Genomic DNA, 1815 nt, shown 5'->3' with positions numbered 1-1815 from the left:
ACGGACCCAGATGGTCTGTGGGTTGCTGATATTGGTATAGGCTTCCGGCCGTACAATAAAGTTCAGTCCCGTATTGGCATCATTTTGGTTCAGGTGGTAGGTAAGGGTATAGTCTGCTGGAGACTGGTTGCCATAAATTAGGGTTTCTTGCTGGGTAAGGTCGAACTCCGCAAAACCACTGTCGTCACAGGCTACTAAATCTGGTAGGTCTTGTGGTACTACTGGAGACTCTCTTACCAGTAGCTCCAAGGTTACAATCGTGTAACATCCTGTTCCATTTGGTGGGCTATCGTATGCTGCACGTACATAGAGTGTCTGGTTAAAGGCAACTATATTCTCATACGGACTGGCCAATGGAAAATTGCCCGTTCTGGCATCCAATAGGTTTTCGTGGTAGGTAATTATAAGTGTTGGATCGCCTCCTTGAATCTCTGCCGTCTTACTTTCCAAATCAAAAGAAGAATATCCGTTGTTGTCCACATCGCAGGCTACCAATGGGGTAGGCTCCACGGGCTCCGGGTTCGGGTTAACGGTTATAAAGAAACTCAATGCCGCCCCACAACTGTTCTGCCCGCTTATGCCCACAAAAATCTCCTGCTGGGGGCTGATGATATTCTGGTACGCTGAAGGGTTGGCTATACGGATATCGTTATCCAAGTCGTCCTGCGATGCGTAATAGTACACCGTTAACGTGGGATCGCCTCCTGTAATTACAGGGGTGTTCACCGTCAGGTCGAAGGTTGAGAGACCATCGTCATTGGTGCTGCCGTTCACTTCATCATCACAAAGAACCAGGTCGTCTGCAGTACCCGTTCCCGGGAAGTCGCCCATCTCTATCTCAAAGGAGCTTACCCTCGCGCATCCCGTTCCAAGGCTCTCCAAACGGACCCAGATGGTCTGTCCGGAACTCTGGAAGGCATCCGCTGGATCTATTTCATTGATACCGAGGTCCGCATCTGCTTGGCTCTCGTAATAGGTGACCGGCTCAAAGTCCGCCGGGTCCTGTACGCCATAAACTGCATCATTCTGCACGGTAAGGTCGAAAATGGCTGTGCCATCGCCGTCTTCATCACAGGCAAAGAGTGGGTCTTGGAAGGTAGCGTCTGGCGCATCTGGCAAGGCTACTACAACAAGTTCCAGCTCTACAATAGTATAACACGGTAGTTGCTCTGGCGGTACTTGGTTGGTAACGCGGGCAAACACAATCTGGTTGTAAGGTACTATGTTTGTATACGGGCTTACAATTTCGGTTCCTGGTGCAGCATCAATCGCCGCTTGCATGGTTTCGTAATAGAAAATGGTAACGTCCGTCTCGCCATTTAATATCTCAACATCGCGATCCGTTAAATCGAAGGTGCTCACGATTCCGTCATCATCGTCATCACAGATAACGATCGGTTCCGGGTCCGGGTTCGCGTTGGGGTTTGGAAGTACCGTTAGGGTCAGGGTAATTGTATTGGAACAGCCAAATTCTGAAGTCACTCTTCCGATCACCGTCTGCGGGGTCGCAAAGTTCTGGTACGTTGTCGGATTCGGGATCGGGTTGCCCGCCGCTTCATCCGCCGGGGTCTCGAACCAAAGTACGCTTAAGGTAAGGTCGCCGCCGGTGACCAAAATGTCCTGGGTGGTAAGATCGAAGGTCGAGATTTCATCGGTCGGGGTACTGCCCTGCAGTTCGTCGTCGCACAACACCATTTCAAAAGGCCCAAGGTCCAGCGGAATTGGATCTACTATCAAGGTTAATGTAACAATATCGTAACAGCCCTCTGCCCCGTTGGGGTTCGGCGGGATGCTACTGTTGGCATTCCCTACCAC

General features: G+C 50.7%; 1 protein-coding gene and 1 pseudogene. Both read right to left on the bottom strand.

What is annotated here, in order from left to right; genetic code table 11:
* On the bottom strand, positions 1-831 hold an 831-nt coding region (locus VZD24_RS15180; protein WP_507237243.1), incomplete at its 3' end, for an FIDD domain-containing protein.
* A gap of 3 nt (positions 832-834) precedes the next feature.
* Positions 835-1695: pseudogene (locus VZD24_RS15310) on the bottom strand (FIDD domain-containing protein); the annotation flags it as partial.
* Positions 1696-1815 lie beyond the last annotated feature (120 nt).

It is taken from the genome of Aequorivita flava (assembly GCF_038742595.1).
GTDB classification, from domain to species: Bacteria; Bacteroidota; Bacteroidia; order Flavobacteriales; family Flavobacteriaceae; genus Aequorivita; species Aequorivita marisscotiae.
This window is presented reverse-complemented; position numbering and strand designations above follow the sequence as displayed.